Origin of the sequence: Providencia heimbachae ATCC 35613 (assembly GCF_001655055.1) — a bacterium.
Taxonomy (GTDB): Bacteria; Pseudomonadota; Gammaproteobacteria; order Enterobacterales; family Enterobacteriaceae; genus Providencia; species Providencia heimbachae.
The window spans coordinates 16,595-34,944 of sequence record NZ_LXEW01000041.1 but is presented as its reverse complement, the minus strand read 5'-3'; the positions used below and the strand labels follow the sequence as shown (position 1 = coordinate 34,944).

The following is an 18,350-nucleotide window of genomic DNA, read 5'->3' as shown; positions in this document are numbered from 1 at the left end:
TATTAATTCAAAGAGGAGTATTCATAATAACGGCATTTTTCCCCCCCAATAAATCTAATAATATTTATTGGGGGCATGAAGGGATATTAAGCCTTAAAAATAACAATAATATCGATTGGCATGAAAAATAAGCTGAATGGAAGCGTTTTATCACGATCAAAACATCCATTCAACTTATCCATTTAAGCCCTAAATGATACCGTTCATGGCCACACCTTTAGCGACCAATATTCCTTCTATTTCCCAGCAGTCTCTGTGCGGATCTCTGCCACTTTCTGCTCTAAATTTGGCCATGGTGCCTTTTCTATCAACGTCGTTCTTAAGTAATTCAATAGGGTTGCGATTTGACTATCACTTAAGTTATGACGAAATGCAGGCATGCTCCCCAATCCTTCTGTCGCCTCATACTGAATACCATCTAATACGATACGGATAGCGTTATCCGGTGTTTCTGCATATAGATTGGTATTTAGTGCAAGAGCCGGTCGGATTCCTGACATTTGAGCACCTTTAGCCTGCGCATGGCATGCCATACAAGCACCAGAATATAACCTTGCCCCCTCAGAAGAAAGTGGCTCAATTTTATCTTCAGTTTGTAACGCGATATCAGTGGCAGACCGTATTTCTTGCGTATTTGACGTTGATGATGTCAAGTAAGTTGCTATCGCCTGTCTATCTTCTTCTGTTAGCTGAGAAGTGCCTTCTCGGATCACCGGCGCCATTGGCCCTGCTGCAACACCATGATTAGCCGAGTAACCGGTCCTCAAAAAATCGGCCATATCTTGATGAGTCCAAGGCATTGGGCTTGGTGAATTTCCCAATAATGCTGGCACAGTCCAGCCTTCAGCATCTCCTCCCATCAAATGATCCTTCCCACCTTTTTCACCAAATAGAATATCTCTTGGCGAATGACAAGCACTACAGTGACCTAACCCTTCTGTTAAGTAAGCCCCTCGATTCCAAACATCACTTTGGGTCGTGTCAGCCTTGGCCGGTCCGGCAGTAAGATATAACTGATTCCATGCCCAAATACCTTGGCGAATATTAAATGGAAAATTTAATGATGTTTTCGGTGCTTGATAACTCACGGGTTTTTGGCTCATTAACCACGCATATAAGTCATGTAGATCTTCATCTGTCGTTCGAGTAAACGCCGTATAAGGGAATGCGGGGTACAAATAGTTCCCTTCACGATCAACTCCATGACGCATTGCACGCTCAAATGCCTCATAAGACCAAAGTCCAATTCCTGTTTCATTATCAGGTGTAATATTTGTGGAGTAAATCGTCCCAAACGGTATTTTCATCGCTAATCCCCCGGTATTCGTGTCACCTCTAGCACGGGTATGACACACTGAGCAGTCTCCTAGCGCCGCCAGCTTTTCACCTCGAGTAATTTGTTCTGCGCTGAATGTCTGTTTCACATAGGGATCAATAGGAGCAATAGCCGATTGCCAACTCAGTGCAAAACCGCCAACAACAATGACCACAATCGCTAACGCTCCGTAACCAAAGATTTTTTTTGCTTTACTCATGGCTTGCTCCTTGCGCATTTGATGCAGTATCTACAGCGCGTAAAATACGTTCAGGCGTAAATGGAACCTCTCTCATTCGAACACCTAAAGCATCAAAAAGCGCATTAGCGACAGCAGCTGCACTTGGTACCGCGGCTGATTCTCCTGCACCCATCGGAGGCTCATTTGGCATATCCACTAATTGGATATCTATCTCTGGTAATTCATCAAATCGCAAAATGGGGTACCCTCCCCATTCAAGGGATGTTGTGCCCGATTTATCAAATGTGGCGAATTCTTTTAACACTCGGCTACAGGACTGAATAATATTGCCGTGAACTTGATGACGTACCCCATCAGGATTGATCATTTGCCCACAATCATGTGCAACATACACTTTTTTAATGACCACTTGCCCTGTACGACGGTTAACAGTTAAATCACAAACCCAAGCCGCCCAAGCTGCACCAAATCCCGGAAACTTACTGTGAAAGTAACGCGCCCATGCAAATCCTCGCCCACTCACTATTTCTTGTGATGCGGGAGCTGGGTTTCTGTGCATTGGTCCATCAACCCAATTGGCTTGTTTTTTTACCGCATGTATAAGGGCAATCGCACGAGGGTCATCAAGATATCTCAAACGATATGCGATTGGATCTTGCTTTGCTAAATAAGCAATTTCATCAATCCAAGACTCATGTGCAAAAACATTTGGTAAGGCTGAAACACCACGCATCCATGATGCTCTGACGATTGGCGCTGTATCTTTTGACATAACCCGCATCAATGGGTAAAGGTACTGAGGTATAGCGGTACGATCCCCCATCTGTTGAACATCCGCTTTGTTTTCTTTTTTCCCAGTCAGGATAAGCGACAATGTGGTCGCATTGTTCGAAGGGTAACGAGTCGTAAACTCATACGCAGCCACTTCATTTTTTTCATTGACCCCTCCCCTAACTTGAATAAGCTGCCCTGTTCCCTTTGGCTCCCAGCCCGCTTCTTGTTCGCGCATCAATTGAACTCGAACAGGCCACCCCGTTGCTTCAGAAAGCAGTACCGCATCAGCACTGACGTCATCAGCGCAATTGCGCCCGTAACACCCCGATGCTTCCATTCGATGAACATAGATTTGCGACAAATCTCTACCTAACTGTAGTGCCAAGTCTTTGCGTAGATCATGTGGGTTTTGTGTACCAGACCAAACATCAACTTTGTCGCCTTTCACATCAGCCACTGCACAAGATGGGCCAATAGAAGCATGTAAATGATAAGGCCAAACATAGTCTGAATTAACAGTTTTTGTGAGTGAATCTAAGGCATTATCGAACCCTTTATCATCACGCAACATGCGTTTTTCACTGGGTTGGACATCCAAAGTCTCATGCAACTGATCTAAACTGAGATCAGGCAACCCATCCCACTTTTTCCAAGTGACTTTAAGTTGTCGCATTGCTTCTATCGCTTGCTCTTCGCGTTCTGCCACCACACCAACAAAGTCATTAATACGAACGATTTTGACAATTCCTGAGAGATGCGCGATTGATGTTTCATCAATCGAAATCAAGCTATTCCCCAAAGGCGCACTGCTATCTGCCCCTGCGTATGGGGGGCGGATCACACGACCATGCAGCATATTTGGTACACGCATGTCATGAACCCAAGTCAATTCTCCTGTCACTTTTCCCTTAATATCGACGCGAGGAACAGATTTACCAACATAAAAAGCTTCTGAAGCAGGCTTTAATGTCACTTTTTCATCTAACTCGAAATGTAAATTTTGCCCTTTGGCTAACTGAGCATAACTTAAACGGCGTTCAGGCCGAGCAGCCACCAACACTTCACCATTCTCAGTACGCAAATCTCCTACGGAGACAGCAAACGCTTTCGCCGCAAGTGTCATTAATTGTAATCGTACCTGAGCTGCGGCTTGGCGTAACGGTATTGAGGTAACTTGAATTGTTGCACTTGCAATTGTTGGCCCTTGATCTGGTGTATATTGTGTATCACCTAAAATCATCGTTACTGAGTAAAAAGGTACCCCGATTTCATCGGCAACAATTTGCGCTAAAGACGTTCGGATCCCCGTTCCCAAATCCACATGGCCATTAAACGCGGTCACATGACCATCCGCAGCTAAAGCAATAAAACTGTCAACATAATCCAATGGAATCACTGCATTTTTGTCGAGTAGATTGGCGGAAGCAAAAGATAAGTTAGGCACCATATGGCTGACCATGATGACACCACCCGCTTGAAGTAAGCGGCGGCGAGTAATATCAAAAACACTCATACTTGGCCTCCTTGCGCAATAATCATTTTCGCTTTTTGTGCTGCTTTTAAGATTTCCACATGAGTACCACAACGACATAAATTAAATGCTAATTCTTTTTTAATCTCATCTTCACTGGCATTTGGATTACGTTTAAACAACGCAACCAATGTCATTATCATCCCATTGGTGCAATAACCACATTGTGCTGCCTGCTCATCCACAAACCCCTGTTGCACAGGATGAAGCTCATCACTTTCACTTAATCCTTCTAATGTGGTGACTTTTCTCTTTCCCACCATCGAAATTGGTGTCGAACAAGAACGAACGACCTCACCATCAATTAAAACGCTACAAGCCCCGCACTCCCCTAATCCACAACCATATTTAGGTCCATTAAGTAAAAGGTCATTGCGTAATACATATAAAAGTGGTGTTTCCGGTGAAATATTTTTTAATTCTATTAATTTTCCATTGATATTTAATCGCATATCATTCCCTTACACATTGCTTATTAAAATAGGTAAAATAAAAAAACAACCTATTGATAAACAAGAAAATATTATGTTTTTCATTATTGACTTTTCAGAATATCATTAGCTACCATTCTAATAATTAACACTATGTGCCAGGTAAGATTTTTTTATGTTTATATTACTGAGAGGTTTACCATAATTAATAACCCATCAATTCTCTTTTATACTTAAATAATGAGTAAGACAGGTATCCCTCTTAACTAAAAGGGGAGATATTCTACAACCGTACGTCACTAATATTATTTTAATAACTGTACAAAATATTAGTAAAAACCCCTCACTAAAAAATTAAGGGGTTAATTAAGGCGAAGAATAATAAGGCTTTCTCTATATTAGATAATAGCGCATCGTGAAATACATAAAGGTATCAAAATACATAATGAAAAATACTATTGAAGACTTAGCGCTTCAATTCTGGAATAAGTCAGTTTAACTTTACACGCTAACATCACATCCCCCCATTCCGCTTCCACCAAGCAAGACATCACCTTGACGTTGACACTCACTGGTTCTGAACTCCAGAAAAGCATCCTGTGATTTTTTTAGTGAAGCAATAGCTTGTGTTGTTGCAAAAGAGTCAATTTTTTTCCGCTCAGTTTCATTATCCGTAAGTGATTTACTCATCACTTCATCAGCTCTATCTAGTTTACTTTGCAAACATGCTTGAACCGCTGTCCGTGGAGCATCGGCAATTTGCTCAATTTGAAAGAGACTTTCTTGCAAAATACACCCCTTGCTCAAATATGAGCCGAGAATGCGTCATAGAAGCTATTGCAACAGTACATGTGGAATTAATCCTGATACACCCTTTTAGGGAAGGAAATGGGCGCTTATCGCGCTTACTGGCAGATGTAATAGCGGTACAAGGTAGACTACAACCATTATATTACGAAAGCTGGACTCAGAACCAGATACAGTACATTGCAGCAATCCACGCAGGATTAAACCTTAACTATGAACCAATGAAATATTGGGTTAATGAAGCCTTAAAAGCGAACTAGATTGCGAGTTTCAAATGCCCGAATTTTTTACGCTTAGATTTCATCTCTTCTTCAAGGCGACGAGACTTCTGCCCTGTTTCAATCGCAGTAGACGTTGTCACCGCACGAATTAGCTGAGTGCGAGTTGGTTTTGTTGCTTGAGTTAATTCATTTTTGTTCATAGTTATCTCACTACAAACTGACGATAGTGCATTTTATCATCGTTGTTTTATATGGCAACATAGATCACACGCCGTACAAGCTAAATATATTTATATCTCAACGCTCTAGAGAAATTAAGCATCAGAGTGTAGTGGTCAATAAAAATTGGTCACCGTTTTAGAGTTTTCCCCAATATAATCGTTCTGATTCATTGGGCGTTAAGCCACCGTTATATTGATGAGGTCTGAGTTGACTGTAATATCCAATTATATACCGGATTAAAATATCAATTAAGTAAGGTAACTATTGTATTTTGAATGAATAACTTTTTTAAGATTTTTAGTATTGGAAGACATATTGAGAATAACGCAACATGCAGAAATTGAAAGGGAAATGCGAAGTTTTATCGGTGCCGGTTAAATAACCGGCACCAAGGAAATTAACGCCAGCGTTCTGCTGCCCAGGCGACCTGCTGTTGTGCGTCGTGGAAAGTCCAGGCCACGAAGCGACTGATTTTTTGCCCCTGCGCCATTTCAATGGTACGGACTTCGGCCGCACCCACCAGCTTCAACGCGTGATAAATCGAAGGCAAGGTAGTGTTTTTAGAAATCAACGAGGTGAACCACAGGCAGTTTTGCGCCAGACTAACGCTCTCCTCTACCATTTTACGCACAAAGGCTTCTTCGCCGCCTTCACACCATAGCTCTTTATTTTTGCCGCCAAAGTTCTGTACCGGCGTGTCGGCTACCTCGCTTTTACCCAGCTTGTGCAGTTTGCGGCGGGTGCTGGCTTGCGCTTCCTGTTCAGAGCTGTGGAACGGTGGATTACACAGTGTGGCATCAAATTTCTCCGCCACGCCGATGATGCCGTTCAAAATAAATTCGGGTTGTTTTTGCAAACGCAGACGCACGCCGTTTCTCAGCGTCGGATTCATCTCCACGATCATTTTGGCCGTATTGAGCGATACCGGATCAATCTCCGAACCGGTAAAACGCCAGCCGTATTCACGCAGGCCAATGATCGGATAAATACAGTTGGCGCCAATACCCACATCAAGGATCGCCACGCCTTTACCACGAGGGATCTCACCACCGTTGCTGGTCGCCAGCAGGTCGGCCAGATGGTGTAAATAGTCGGCACGCCCGGGGATCGGCGGGCACAGATAATCGGCGGGGATGTCCCAGTGTTCGATGCCATAGAAATGTTGCAGCAACGCACGGTTGAGCATTTTAACCGCCGCAGGATCGGCAAAATCTACCGAGATGTCGCCCCAGGCGTTCGGCTTGACGAACGGCTCCAGTGCAGGGCAACTGGCGATCAGCGCCGGGAAATCATAGCGTGAGCGATGACGGTTACGCGGGTGCAAGCCGCTTTTCTGCTGCGGGAAGGTTTTCTTTTTTTCCACCGTGACGGGCTCTCTTAAAAGTATTTCTGACGCGTACGATACCATATACCCTATAGCTTTCAAGTTGCAGGAAGGCGGCAAGGGAAGATAGACGGGGAACATACATCAGTATGTGACCCGGCTGGCTGAGTGCGGCCAACGAACCTGCAGTTTGCATGAATAAGGATATATACCGTCCGTTTTAAGCAATAAACTGCCTAGATGTAAGATTCAATAAGCTGATTTGGCCAAATTGAATACATTAACGCCAAACATGGAACAACTAATACAAAATGTAAATCGTCCAACTAATAATATCTGCACATAATTGGATTATATTCCATTATTAAAGTGTCCTGTTTGATTAAAGCAGATCAGTCAGAACATGTCGATTTAGTGATACAAAAGTATCCTTGTAGCACATCATCTAATAACTGCTCATCTTTAAACAACATCCGCTATTGGCACAGAGCTGACATATAGGCTTAGACTTAGACTTAGACTTAGACTTAGACTTAGACTTAGACTTAGACTTAGACTTAGACTTAGACTTAGACTTAGACTTAACCATCACAAACGCACTGAAGATCCTTCAATCTTAATAGATTCAACATGTCCTTCAATTATATTAATATTTACAATAAAAACGCCACAAAGGTAATATATTAATAGTTCGTATTATTTTTAAATAATTCAGATGATTTAGCCAAACAACGGGTTGTTATTGCTATCATAGGCGTAATACCATAGCCATAATCATCGTTCGCATTTTGGCTTGCATTCATTCATCAGGTTATGTGGTATTTTATACGATAAAAGCATACTCAAACATAAAACACAGAAAATCACATAACCCATTAAACTCAATACGTTAAAACAGAAAATTTTATGACAAACAATCAAGATTTCGAATCCCACACACCTATGATGCAGCAGTATCTAAAACTAAAAGCACAACACAAAGATATTTTGATGTTTTATCGTATGGGGGATTTTTACGAATTATTCTTTGATGATGCAAAAAAAGCATCGCAACTACTTGATATTTCATTAACTAAGCGCGGACAATCTGCCGGTCAACCCATACCAATGGCAGGCGTTCCTCACCATGCTGCAGAAGGCTATTTGGCAAAATTAGTCCAAATGGGGGAATCCGTCGCGATCTGTGAACAAATCGGTGACCCAGCAACCAGCAAAGGGCCCGTTGAACGCCAAGTGGTTCGTATTGTCACTCCCGGTACCATCACGGATGAAGCGCTATTAAATGAAAGGCAAGATAACTTATTGGCTGCGGTATGGCAGGATGCCCAAGGCTACGGTTTTGCGACATTAGATATTACTTCGGGCCGTTTTATTATCAGTGAAATTTCGGGAGAAGAAGCTCTCCAAGCTGAACTTCAACGCACTCGCCCCGCAGAACTTCTCTACCCAGAGGATTTTGCAAGTATGGCACTGATAGAACACAATAAAGGCTTACGCCGCCGCCCTTTATGGGAATATGAATTAGAGACGGCAAAACAACAATTAGGCCTACAGTTCGGTACTAAAGATCTGATCGGTTTTGGTGTCGATAACGCCCATAAAGCCTTAAGAGCCGCAGGCTGCTTGCTACAGTATGTCAAAGATACTCAGCGTACTTCACTGCCCCATATTCGTAGCATTATCATGGAAAAACAAAATGATAATGTCATTTTAGATGCTGCAACTCGTCGTAACTTAGAATTAACACAAAACCTGGCTGGTGGCACAGAAAATACCCTCGCGGCTATCTTAGATTTATGTGTAACCCCAATGGGTAGCCGTATGCTTAAGCGTTGGTTACATACCCCATTACGCAATATTGAGATTTTGAATAATCGTCAACAAGCAATTAGTGCCTTGCAAAGTAATGGTTTTGAATTACAGCCCTATTTACGTCAGATTGGCGATTTAGAGCGTGTACTGGCGCGATTAGCGCTACGCTCCGCACGCCCTCGCGACTTAACGCGTATGCGTCATGCTTTTCAGCAATATCATGATATTCACCAAATTTTAAGCCAATCTAGCAGCACTTATTTGCAAGAATTGCAAAATCGTATCGGGCAATTCGATGAACTACAAACTTTGCTTGAAAAAGCCATTATCGATGCGCCTCCAGTGTTAGTGCGTGATGGTGGTGTAATTGCACCGGGCTATAATACTGAACTTGATGAATGGCGTGCCCTTGCTGATGGGGCCACTGACTATCTTGATAGGCTTGAAATTAGGGAACGCGAAAAACATGGCATCGAGACTCTAAAAGTGGGTTATAACGCCATACATGGCTACTATATCCAAGTGAGTCGTGGGCAAAGTCATTTAACCCCGATTCACTACGTGCGCCGCCAAACATTGAAAAACGCTGAGCGTTACATCATTCCTGAATTAAAAGAATATGAAGATAAAGTTCTGACTTCAAAAGGAAAAGCATTAGCTATCGAAAAGGCACTCTATGACGAGCTATTTAATATGCTGCTACCGCACTTAGCCGCATTGCAAACCAGTGCAGAAGCCCTTGCTGAATTAGATGTTTTAACAAACCTTGCCGAAAGAGCTGAAACTCTAGACTATGCCTGTCCACAATTGACTGATAAACCTGGGATACAAATTACGGAAGGCCGCCACCCTGTTGTTGAACAAGTCCTGAGCGAACCTTTTATCTCGAACCCATTATCGCTATCACCACAACGTCGCCTTTTAATCATTACGGGTCCCAATATGGGTGGTAAAAGCACCTATATGCGCCAAACTGCACTGATTACACTACTGGCCTACATAGGTAGTTTTGTTCCTGCTTCGAAGGCCGTGATCGGTCCTGTTGATCGCATCTTTACACGAGTAGGCGCATCCGATGACCTTGCGTCAGGTCGATCCACCTTTATGGTCGAGATGACAGAAACGGCGAATATTTTACACAATGCCACAGAACACAGCTTGGTATTGATGGATGAAATAGGTCGAGGAACATCAACCTATGATGGTTTATCATTAGCTTGGGCTTGTGCTGAAAATTTAGTTAATAAAATCAAGGCAATGACGCTATTTGCTACCCACTATTTTGAGTTAACAACTTTACCTGAAAAATTAGAAGGGGTGACTAATATTCACCTCGATGCTATTGAGCACGGTGAGACAATTGCCTTTATGCACAACGTGCAGGAAGGTGCAGCGAGTAAAAGCTATGGCTTAGCCGTTGCCTCCCTTGCTGGGGTGCCAAAAGACGTAATTAAACGCGCAAAACAAAAGCTAAAAGAACTCGAAGTTATTTCCAATAGTGCAAATACTAGCCATGTAGACAGTGCACAGTTGAGCTTTTTAGCCGTAGCCGATGAAGAACCGTCCCCTGTGCTCACTGCATTAGATGGTATCGATCCTGATAAGCTAACACCACGTCAAGCACTTGATTGGTTATATCGTTTAAAGGAAATGGATAAGTAGCATGGATGAGTACGCTGAATTATTGGCGCCTATCAGGCAGTTTTTACGATGTGAAACCCCTGATTCATGGATCCACAAGGCAAGCCTTCCTGAAAGTTTGCCTATCATATTGAAAGACCATCTTTTATGTGAATTAAAAGCAGCGCAAAGTGCGATGTTTTTAATCCGCAAGTACGCTGTTGACAAAGAAAGTACAGCGGTGTTACTTGAATGGTTTAAGCCTTATGAATCATTTGCCTATGATAAAATTGGCGATATTCATACACTCAAAAATAAAAATCAGGTATCAAAACAAATCTTAGCAAGGAAACAATCTGCTTATAGCCAAGATTTGATTGATAAAATGGTATTACTGATTAAAGAAGAGCTCCATCATTTTTACCAAGTACTAGAAATCATGCATCAGCGTGATATTCCTTATGATGGTATCACTGCGGGTCGTTATGCGAAGGGGTTATTTAGCCATATTAGTCCCCACGACCCAAGCACACTTGTCGATAAACTGATTATTGGTGCTTATATTGAGGCTCGTTCCTGTGAACGCTTCGCAAAGTTAGCCCCTTTGTTAGATGAGCAACTTGCTAATTTTTATATTTCACTATTGCGTTCAGAAGCTCGTCATTATCAGGATTATTTACATCTAGCGCAGTTAATTAGCAAGAATGATATTACTGAGCGTGTTGATTATTTCGGTATTATTGAAGCGGAATTAATTTCCACGCCGGATAGTGATTTTAAATTTCACAGCGGCGTCCCTGTAAATATTTGATAATTAGCTAACGATGTAAGAATAATAAAAAGCCCCAGTAGTTCAAAATGAATTTACTGAGGCTTTAATTTCTAACAACCGTCTTACATATTGAATAACGATTCCAACGTTAAATCTTCATTATGTAAAATATCTTTGAGACGTCTCAAACCTTCTACTTGAATCTGGCGAACTCTTTCACGAGTGAGCCCAATTTCGCGCCCAACCTCTTCTAGAGTTTCTGCTTCATAGCCTAAAAGCCCAAAACGACGCGCTAAGACTTCGCGTTGTTTTGGATTCAGTTCAAATAACCACTTAACAATGTTATCTTTTAAGTCATTATCTTGAATTGTATTTTCTGGCCCTGAATCATTTTCATCAGAGAGTACTTCAAGTAAAGACTTTTCTGAATCCCCCGCAATCGGCGTATCCACCGAAGTAATACGTTCATTTAAACGTAGCATTCGACTAACGTCTTCAACAGGTTTATCTAATTTTAGGGCAATTTCTTCAGGGCTTGGCTCATGATCGAGCTTCTGCGCTAATTCACGTGCCGTACGAAGGTAAATATTGAGTTCTTTTACAATATGAATAGGAAGGCGAATCGTTCTGGTTTGATTCATGATGGCTCGCTCGATCGTTTGACGGATCCACCAAGTGGCATAGGTTGAAAAACGAAATCCTTTTTCTGGATCGAATTTTTCAACTGCACGAATCAACCCAAGATTACCTTCTTCAATCAAATCGAGTAAGGCGAGTCCTCGGTTATTATAACGACGAGATATTTTTACAACCAGACGGAGGTTGCTTTCAATCATACGCTGACGTGATGGAATATCACCGCGTAAAGCCCTACGAGAATAGAAAACCTCTTCCTCGGCTGTTAGGAGCGGTGAGAATCCAATTTCACTGAGATAAATTTGGGTAGCATCCAGAACACGCGCAGTGGTGCTCTGGAGTAAATCCATTTCATCTTCGAGTTCTGAAACTAGATCCTCTTCTTTAAACTGACTTTCATCAAAAGCATCATCCGAACTACTTTCATCAAGGTCATTATATAACTCGTTAACTTTCAGCGAACTTTGGCTCATCAGTGACTCCTACCCTAGATAATGCGGACAGAATGTCAAAGCACTCTGCCCAGTTTATCGTTGCGGCAAATAGCGCAACGGGTTTACTGATTTTCCCTTGTAACGAATTTCAAAGTGTAATCTAACTGAACTTGTGCCAGTACTACCCATAGTTGCTATTTTTTGACCCGCAGTAACATCCTGTTGATCACGCACAAGCAACGTATCGTTGTGTGCATAAGCACTCAAGTAGTCATCGTTATGTTTTATTATTATTAGATTTCCATATCCACGCAGTGCATTACCTGCATAAACGACTTTTCCTGGAGCAGAAGCGAGCACAGCTTGACCACGAGAACCTGCGATATCTACGCCCTTGTTCCCACCTTGTGCGTCAGAGAAACCTTCAATCATTTTCCCTTCAGCTGGCCAACGCCATTTTATTGACGAATTATTACTGCTCGCTGCCGCTGTTGAAGCTGTGGTGGTAGTTGTATTACTTGCTGCCGTGGAAACTTGCGTTGCAGGTTTCTTATTATTTGGCAACATCTTACCTGAATTTTGACCACCACTGTTTTCAGGATACGCATTAGTTGTTCGAAGATCAACCGGTTGCTGGTGACTATTTGAGGCAATTTGAGTGCTCGGCGTCACATTTGTGTTACCAATATTTATTACCTGGCCAACATTGAGGCTATAAGGCTCTGGAATGTCGTTTTTCGATGCTAACTCACGGAAATCATTACCAGTTAGATAAGCGATATAAAATAAAGTATCACCGCGCTGAACGGTATAGCTATTACCGTTATAGCTTCCTTTTGGGATGCTGCCATAGTCACGGTTGTAAACAATGCGGCCTTCGCCGTTAGTCGTCGCTTGGCTAGATGCTCGGTTAACCGATTGACTATTACTTGAAAGGTTTGGCCGTGATGACGGCATCGCCGTACTCATCCCTGCATCTGGTGATGCACTTGGTGCTGCCCTTTGAGCCGCCTGCTGGTGACTAGATTGCCCATCACCTACACTCGAAATAGGCGCAGCTGCATGGTATGGCGTAGAACAACCCGCTAACAAAAACCCGCTAAATGAAAAGATCACTGCCCATCGAATTCTGCTTATAGGGCTAACAATTTTCATGCTTCTTCTCCCGTGAAGAAAATCTGACGCGACAACTAAAACTTAGGCCGATAAAACCTTATGTCAGCAACATAGAGATAGATTAAAAATATTTCGCTTATTAAAGCAGAAATACAAAATAGTGAACAAGTTAAATATATCAAAAATATAACAATTTGAGATTATGACTTAACAGTTTATGTAAATAACTCAAATTTAGACTGCTAAAATATCATATTTAGATGTATTTGACTGCTATTAGGCTCTATTGATCTTTTCCATTAGTTAATTTAAACCAATACAAAAAATCAACAGCGCTAAATTGTGATCAATAAATTAGATTAAATCACCGGCAACGAGAGGAACAAAACGTACTTTTTCTATCACATTGGTGTGATAATCATTGCCTCTACGCGTGATCAATTTCAATGATTGGTCTTTATCACCAACAGGCAAAACTAAACGGCCACCCTCTTTTAATTGCCCAAGCAGTAATGTTGGAATTTCATTCGGCGCTGCGGTCACAATGATGGCATCAAAAGGTGCTTTAGACTGCCACCCTTCCCACCCATCACCATGACGAGTGGAAATATTATGTAAATCAAGGAGCTTCAACCTACGCTTAGCCGTCCACTGCAAGCTTTTCACTCTCTCCACAGAGAAAACATGCTGGGCTAAATGGGCAAGAACTGCCGTTTGGTAGCCAGATCCCGTACCAATTTCAAGCACTTGGTCATTAGGCTTTAAGCTGAGCAGTGCGGTCATTTTCGCAACAATATAAGGTTGTGAAATAGTCTGCCCATGACCGATTGGTAATGGGATATTGTCATAGGCTTTATGGGAGAGCGCTTCATCCACAAATTGTTCACGAGGAACCTGTGAAATCGCATCTAACAGGCGCTCATCCTGAATTCCCTGTTGGCGTAGTTGTGCCAAAAGATCTTTCATGAGCCCAGTTTTCATTTTACCTTTACTCCTGCTTGCTCTAACCAATCTTCTACTAGCGAATGCGCTTTATAAGCAGTTAAATCCACTTGTAGAGGGGTAATGGAAACATAACCGTTTTGCACAGCTTCAAAGTCAGTGCCTGGGCCTGCATCTCGAATTTCGCCAACAGGCCCTAGCCAATACAGCATATTCCCTTTGGGATCTTCAAGGTTATACACTTCTGATGCTGCATGGCGACTGCCACAGCGTGTCACTTTTATCCCTTTAATTTCTTCATAAGGGATATCAGGCACGTTAATATTCAAGATATTACCTGCCCGTAGAGGGTTTTTCTGTAACAACGCTAAAATATCACAAGTTACCTTAGCGGCGGCTTCATAATGTACATCACCATCTAATGAAACGGCGATTGAGGGTAAGCCCAAATGACGCCCTTCTGTTGCTGCCGCAACAGTCCCTGAATAAATAACATCATCACCAAGATTAGGGCCACAGTTAATGCCTGACACCACAATATCAGGACGAGGACGGACCACTTTGTTAACACCGATATAAACACAGTCGGTTGGTGTCCCTTCTTGCACAGAAAGGTCGCCATTACTTAATGTTTGAATTTTAAGTGGTTTATCTAATGTCAGTGCATTTGAAGCCCCACTACGATTACGATCAGGCGCAATCACTTGTACATCATAATGTTGACGCAATGCTGCCGCTAATGTTTGAATTCCCGGTGCAGTTACACCATCATCATTACTCAATAAAATCTTTAGCATCGACACTATCCTGACTATCTTGGTTGATAATTTCTCTCACGACACTGGTTGCAAAACTACCTGAATTTAAGAAAAAATTCAGTTTTAGCGTTGTATCATTTAGCCACTGCCATTGTAAGTTTTGTGGTTTTATAACCACAGCCCTTCTCACCGGAGAAACTCGCTCGCTTTTCATCAGCGCAATAAAAGGCTGATAATTTTCTAAGCATTGCGTTTCAAAAGCAAGTGCATCATCCTGAGTCCCTAACTCCCCGTCTCCCGGAAGTGGTGCAGTAACACTTAATTCTGATGATAACAAACGTGCTTGTAGCGTTGATAATTCTTCCGCTGTTGCTACAAACCAACTCCCCCGGCCAGTAAGCTGTAATGCATCACCTAATATAGCCTGCTGAGCAATATTATTGATTATGCGTTCACTGGCAATGTGGTTAAACATTGCACTGCGAGCAGCCGATAAATAAAAGCTTCGCTTACTACGCTCTCGAACACTAATCTCTTGATTTGCCCAGCGAAGTGCTTGGGTCAAATTTTGACCACCTCGACCAAAACGTTGCTCACCAAAATAGTTTGGCACACCTGACTCCGCAATTTTTTGTAGGCGTTGTTCAACGTCATTTGGCTCAGAGATATCACGCAGCGTTATCTCAAACTGGTTTCCTTTCAACGTACCAATGCGCAACTTTCTTTTTTGTCTCGTTGTTGCTAACACTCGGCAGCCTTCAAGTTGCCATGTTGAAAAATCAGGCGTCTCTTTACCGGGCATCTGTAAACAAAACCATTGCTCAGTGACCGCATGCCTATCTTTTAAACCCGCGTAACTTACTGCTCTCGCTGAAATTTTAGCAAATTTAGCCAGTTGTTCAGCAACAAATAAAGTATTACAGCCTGTTTTTTCGACACGAACCATCACATGTTCGCCATCCCCATCAAGCTCAAAACCCAAATCTTCTTTTACGATAAAATCTTCTGGGATACTTTTAAGTTTGCCAGAAGATCGTGGTTTACCATGCAGGTACTGTACGTTCATAGCTTTCATTACAATTATCTTTCACTAATAAAACGACTGCTGCACAAGCAATCCCTTCTTTACGACCAACAAAACCAAGTTGCTCTGTGGTTGTAGCTTTCGCATTTACCGCATCCATATGACATTCAAGATCTTCGGCAATATTAATACGCATTTGTGGAATATGTGGCAGCATTTTAGGTGCTTGAGCCATAATAGTAATATCAATATTACCAATACTATAGCCTTTTTCTCGTACACGGCTGAATGATTCTCTTAATAATACTCGGCTATCAGCGTCTTTATAGGCAGGGTCAGTATCTGGAAATAACTTGCCAATATCGCCAAGTGCTGCAGCACCTAAAATCGCATCAGTCACTGCATGTAGAACCACATCACCATCCGAATGTGCTAACAAACCTTGTTCATAAGGCACACGCACCCCACCAATAATAATGGGACCTTCGCCACCAAATTTGTGTACATCAAAACCGTGTCCAATTCTCATTTTTTTTCCTTATTATTTCATTCTTGAAAGGTAGAATTCCGCCAGCGCAAGATCTTCAGGTCGAGTCACTTTTAAATTATCGGCTCTTCCTGCGACCAAAACGGGTTGATAGCCACAATATTCAAGAGCTGAGGCTTCATCGGTAATAATAGCTTTTTCTTTCAAGGCCTTGCTTAGACAATGACGCAATAGTTGCAACGGAAAAAACTGAGGAGTTAATGCATGCCAAAGCGCTTCTCGCTCAACGGTATGTGCAATAAGCTGCTCACCTTGTAAGCTGCGCTTCATTGTATCTCGTACCGGCGCGGCAAGGATCCCCCCACAACATTCATTCGACGTCGCTAACTGAATAATATTTTTTAAATCATCTTGATGAAGACAGGGGCGCGCAGCATCATGTACTAACACCCAACTCTCAAGATAATCGGTTTGCTGAGCAAGATAATCTAGCCCCGCTAAAACTGAATCTGCCCGCTCTTTTCCACCAATTACAGTGATAACTCTGGGGTCTTTTGCAATTTCAAGTTGCTGAAAATAGTCATCTTCAAGGCTAAGCGCCACAATAATACACTTAATATCCGTACTCAGTAGTAGCGCACAGATCGTATGCTCGATAATTGTTTTTCCCGCCACTTGGAGGTATTGTTTAGGGCAATCGGCATTCATACGACTACCAATCCCCGCAGCAGGGATCAGCGCAACAATTTTTAAATCACCATGGGTTGTTGGGTTTATCATTATATGAGTCTTACATCGGAAATTATCAGGCTAATAGATATAGCCATCGGCAATATCTTCAATATCATTATTGCTGGGATGAATTTTGGTTATTATTTTCTTTGACCATTCGATAAAATGATTCACCAGGTTTGACCATGCCTAATTCACTACGAGCACGTTCTTCAATTGCATCTTGCCCATCATTCAAGTCATTAATCTCAGCAAATAGCTGTTCATTACGCATTTTCAAACGTGAATTGACGTTTTCTTGAGCTGCAACATCATCTTTGACCTTAACATAGTCATGGATGCCATTTTTACCTAGCCATAAAGAATATTGTAACCAAGCTAATATTGCGATTAATAGTAGCGTTAATTTACCCATCTTGCCCCCTAAAATGATTTGCTAATCATCCCATAACTAAGGCCATCACGCTACTGTGATGCAAATATTGTGGCAAAAAGTCAGAATAAGTCGGATATGAATGGATTAAATATCATCTGATTTTATATTCAAATAAAAAAAGATGATATTTGTGGTTAATTAAGAGGCGAGTTGAATAATATTTCGGCGCACAAGTAAATCAATTATTTGACTCACTGAATCAGTAACAGGCAGTTGTCCATCAATGTGCAATTCAGGCTGTAATGACGGCTCATAAGGTGAATCAATCCCTGTAAATTGCTTAATCTTCCCTTCTCTTGCTTGCTTATACAGCCCTTTAGGATCACGCTGCTCACAAATTTCAACTGGGGTTGCAACATACAACTCTAAAAACTGATCTTGCTCGAATAATTGCCGAACTTTATTTCTATCCTCTTGATAAGGAGAAATAAATGCAGTAGCTACTACCAGCCCAGCATCAACCATTAATTTAGCAACCTCACCGACTCGCCTAATATTCTCTTGCCTATCCGCATCACTAAAACCTAAATCACCACATAACCCATGACGAATGTTGTCTCCATCGAGTAAATAGGTTTTTATACCCATTGAAGCTAATTGATGTTCAATTGCGCCAGCAAGAGTAGACTTTCCTGAACCAGAAAGCCCCGTAAACCACAAAACCGCGCCTTTATGACCGTTACTATTTTCTCGTTGCATGCGATCAACAACATGTTGATGCCAAACAATATTTTCATTTATCTGTGTCATTTCA

17 protein-coding genes and 2 pseudogenes are annotated in these 18,350 nt (G+C 42.0%); 3 read left to right on the top strand and 16 right to left on the bottom strand.

The window, feature by feature from the left end; translation table 11 throughout:
- Window positions 1–236 precede the first annotated feature (236 nt).
- The 4 genes from M998_RS15190 to M998_RS15175 form a co-directional block, all read right to left on the bottom strand.
- Window positions 237–1,535: a c-type cytochrome gene (locus M998_RS15190; protein WP_068909640.1), complete on the bottom strand. Its 1,299-nt coding sequence runs from the start codon at window positions 1,533–1,535 to the stop codon at window positions 237–239.
- A complete protein-coding gene (locus M998_RS15185) occupies window positions 1,528–3,804 on the bottom strand; it encodes a xanthine dehydrogenase family protein molybdopterin-binding subunit (protein ID WP_068909638.1) in 2,277 nt (758 codons plus the stop codon). The genes M998_RS15190 and M998_RS15185 overlap by 8 nt, the downstream gene beginning before the upstream one ends.
- On the bottom strand, window positions 3,801–4,274 hold the full coding sequence (locus M998_RS15180; protein WP_068909636.1) for a (2Fe-2S)-binding protein: 474 nt from the start codon (window positions 4,272–4,274) through the stop codon (window positions 3,801–3,803). The genes M998_RS15185 and M998_RS15180 overlap by 4 nt, the downstream gene beginning before the upstream one ends.
- Window positions 4,275–4,754: 480 nt before the next feature.
- Entirely contained in the window at window positions 4,755–4,943 is a 189-nt protein-coding gene (locus M998_RS15175; RefSeq protein WP_068909634.1) for a lysozyme inhibitor LprI family protein, read from the bottom strand.
- A 68-nt stretch (window positions 4,944–5,011) separates the two neighbouring features.
- Here M998_RS15175 and M998_RS15170 point away from each other — a divergent pair.
- Window positions 5,012–5,320 (top strand): annotated as a pseudogene (locus M998_RS15170) (Fic family protein); the annotation flags it as partial.
- On the opposite strand, the gene M998_RS19680 reads toward M998_RS15170, so the two are convergent.
- The 3 genes and pseudogenes from M998_RS19680 to rlmF form a co-directional block, all read right to left on the bottom strand.
- Window positions 5,317–5,481 carry a hypothetical protein gene (locus M998_RS19680; RefSeq protein WP_169817214.1) on the bottom strand — a complete coding sequence of 55 codons (165 nt, stop codon included), beginning with the start codon at window positions 5,479–5,481 and terminating at the stop codon, window positions 5,317–5,319. The pseudogene M998_RS15170 and the gene M998_RS19680 sit on opposite strands and share 4 nt — an antisense overlap.
- 135 nt (window positions 5,482–5,616) lie before the next feature.
- Window positions 5,617–5,743, bottom strand: a pseudogene (locus M998_RS20110) (IS3 family transposase); the annotation flags it as partial.
- A 157-nt stretch (window positions 5,744–5,900) separates the two neighbouring features.
- Window positions 5,901–6,866, bottom strand: a complete 966-nt coding sequence (gene rlmF / locus M998_RS15165; protein ID WP_166696097.1) for a 23S rRNA (adenine(1618)-N(6))-methyltransferase RlmF — start codon at window positions 6,864–6,866, stop codon at window positions 5,901–5,903.
- A gap of 867 nt (window positions 6,867–7,733) precedes the next feature.
- On the opposite strand from rlmF, the gene mutS reads away from it, so the two are divergent.
- Both mutS and miaE read left to right on the top strand, forming a co-directional pair.
- Window positions 7,734–10,301: a DNA mismatch repair protein MutS gene (mutS, locus tag M998_RS15160; protein WP_068446361.1), complete on the top strand. Its 2,568-nt coding sequence runs from the start codon at window positions 7,734–7,736 to the stop codon at window positions 10,299–10,301.
- 1 nt (window position 10,302) lies between these two features.
- Window positions 10,303–11,070 (top strand): tRNA isopentenyl-2-thiomethyl-A-37 hydroxylase MiaE, encoded by a 768-nt coding sequence (gene miaE / locus M998_RS15155; protein WP_068909633.1) that lies wholly within the window; start codon window positions 10,303–10,305, stop codon window positions 11,068–11,070.
- An 83-nt stretch (window positions 11,071–11,153) separates the two neighbouring features.
- Here the strand turns inward: miaE and rpoS are convergent, their stop codons facing one another.
- The 9 genes from rpoS to cysC all read right to left on the bottom strand — a co-directional run bounded on the left by rpoS (window position 11,154) and on the right by cysC (window position 18,346).
- Window positions 11,154–12,140, bottom strand: a complete 987-nt coding sequence (gene rpoS / locus M998_RS15150) for an RNA polymerase sigma factor RpoS (protein WP_068446364.1) — start codon at window positions 12,138–12,140, stop codon at window positions 11,154–11,156.
- Between the two features lie 54 nt (window positions 12,141–12,194).
- Window positions 12,195–13,256: a murein hydrolase activator NlpD gene (nlpD, locus tag M998_RS15145; protein ID WP_068909631.1), complete on the bottom strand. Its 1,062-nt coding sequence runs from the start codon at window positions 13,254–13,256 to the stop codon at window positions 12,195–12,197.
- A gap of 315 nt (window positions 13,257–13,571) precedes the next feature.
- Window positions 13,572–14,198, bottom strand: a complete 627-nt coding sequence (locus tag M998_RS15140; RefSeq protein WP_068446368.1) for a protein-L-isoaspartate(D-aspartate) O-methyltransferase — start codon at window positions 14,196–14,198, stop codon at window positions 13,572–13,574.
- On the bottom strand, window positions 14,195–14,956 hold the full coding sequence (surE, locus tag M998_RS15135) for a 5'/3'-nucleotidase SurE (RefSeq protein ID WP_068909629.1): 762 nt from the start codon (window positions 14,954–14,956) through the stop codon (window positions 14,195–14,197). The genes M998_RS15140 and surE overlap by 4 nt, the downstream gene beginning before the upstream one ends.
- Complete coding sequence (truD, locus tag M998_RS15130; RefSeq protein WP_068446372.1) at window positions 14,934–15,992, bottom strand: tRNA pseudouridine(13) synthase TruD; 1,059 nt, start codon at window positions 15,990–15,992, stop codon at window positions 14,934–14,936. Before truD ends, surE begins: the two co-directional genes overlap by 23 nt.
- Window positions 15,958–16,470 (bottom strand): 2-C-methyl-D-erythritol 2,4-cyclodiphosphate synthase, encoded by a 513-nt coding sequence (ispF, locus tag M998_RS15125; protein ID WP_068909628.1) that lies wholly within the window; start codon window positions 16,468–16,470, stop codon window positions 15,958–15,960. Before ispF ends, truD begins: the two co-directional genes overlap by 35 nt.
- Window positions 16,471–16,482: 12 nt before the next feature.
- Entirely contained in the window at window positions 16,483–17,208 is a 726-nt protein-coding gene (gene ispD, locus M998_RS15120; RefSeq protein ID WP_068909626.1) for a 2-C-methyl-D-erythritol 4-phosphate cytidylyltransferase, read from the bottom strand.
- A gap of 67 nt (window positions 17,209–17,275) precedes the next feature.
- On the bottom strand, window positions 17,276–17,575 hold the full coding sequence (gene ftsB, locus M998_RS15115; RefSeq protein WP_068446377.1) for a cell division protein FtsB: 300 nt from the start codon (window positions 17,573–17,575) through the stop codon (window positions 17,276–17,278).
- A gap of 159 nt (window positions 17,576–17,734) precedes the next feature.
- Complete coding sequence (cysC, locus tag M998_RS15110) at window positions 17,735–18,346, bottom strand: adenylyl-sulfate kinase (protein ID WP_082787594.1); 612 nt, start codon at window positions 18,344–18,346, stop codon at window positions 17,735–17,737.
- Window positions 18,347–18,350 lie beyond the last annotated feature (4 nt).